Source organism: Agromyces sp. P1_H4 (genome assembly GCF_056405255.1).
This window is the reverse complement of sequence record NZ_JBFUCL010000544.1, coordinates 1-1,349: the sequence shown is the minus strand read 5'-3', so window position 1 is coordinate 1,349 and position 1,349 is coordinate 1. Positions and strand designations below refer to the sequence as shown.

1 protein-coding gene is annotated in these 1,349 nt (G+C 71.0%); it reads left to right on the top strand.

The genetic code is table 11. The features are described 5' to 3' along the window. Positions 1 to 1,110, top strand: a 1,110-nt coding sequence (locus tag AC1DY2_RS19815; RefSeq protein ID WP_476763968.1) for a S8 family peptidase, incomplete at its 5' end; no start/stop codon positions are given. Positions 1,111 to 1,349 lie beyond the last annotated feature (239 nt).

Here is a 1,349-nt window from a genome sequence, read left to right as displayed (position 1 = left end):
GCGGCGACGGGCGACCCCACGCAGGAGCCGCTGTGGAACTCGCAGTGGGACATGGCGCAGATCGACGTGCCCGCCGCACACGCCATCACGACGGGTGACCCGTCGATCGTGGTCGGCGTGCTCGATTCCGGCATTTCGCCGACGCACCCCGACCTCGCGTCGCAGATCGCGTTCGACCTGAGCGCCTCGTGCATCGGCGGCGTGGTCGACACGAGCGTCGCGGCGTGGAGCCCGACGACCTCCGATCACGGAACCCACGTCGCAGGCACCATCGCGGGCGCCATCAACGGCGTGGGAATCGCCGGCGTCGCGCCGGGCGTGAAGGTCGCCTCCGTCAAGGTCGTCAACGACGACGGCTTCATCTACCCCGAGGCCGCGGTCTGCGCGTACCTCTGGGCGGCCGACCACGGCATGCCGATCACGAACAACAGCTACTTCATCGACCCGTGGGAGTTCAACTGCGTGAACGACCCGCGCCAGCGTCCGGTCTGGCAGGCCGTGCAGCGGGCACTGCGCTATTCCTCGGCGCAGGGCACCCTGACGGTGGCCTCGGCGGGCAACAGCAACGTCGACCTCCAGCACAAGTTCGTCGACTCCACGAGCCCCAACGACGGCAGCTACCCCATCGAGGACCGCACCGTCACCGGTGCGTGCCGCGACCTGCCGGCCGAGGCGGCCGGCGTGGTGACGGTGTCGGCGGTCGGCCCGACCGAGCAGAAGAGCTACTACTCGTCGTACGGCCAGGGCGTCGTCGACGTGACGGCTCCCGGCGGTGACACCCGGTTCCGCACCGGCGGTGCCTCGTCGACGCTCACCGACGGCATCCTCTCGACCACGTGGAGCCCGGTGACCGGGAACGGGTGGGGATACAAGCAGGGCACCTCGATGGCGGGCCCGCACGCGGCCGGCGTCGCGGCGCTGGCCCTGTCGGCCCACCCGGGCATGAACCCCGGGCAGCTCGCCTCGTTCCTCGAGCGCACGGCGACCCCGCTGGCCTGCCCGGTGGGCGTCTACGAGCCGCGGCCCGGCTTCCCGGCCACGTGCACGGGTGGCGCGCGCAACTCCTTCTACGGAGCGGGCAACGTCAACGCGCTCAACGTCGTGCAGTAGCGGACTGAGCGGATGACGCCGCGAGGGGCCGGGCCGAGAGGTCCGGCCCCTCGTGCATGCATGCGGGGTGGTTCATGGGCGTGCGAAACGCCTCGCGCTAAGGTTGAGTGTGACCGCAGACCAATCAGCACCCGAGGGCGAGGCGTCACTCGCCGACGAACCCGAGGTGCGGCAGGCGCTCGCCGAAGCCGATCGCGCATCCGTCGCGTCGGTCGTGTCGGGRCATCCGTCGTCACCTC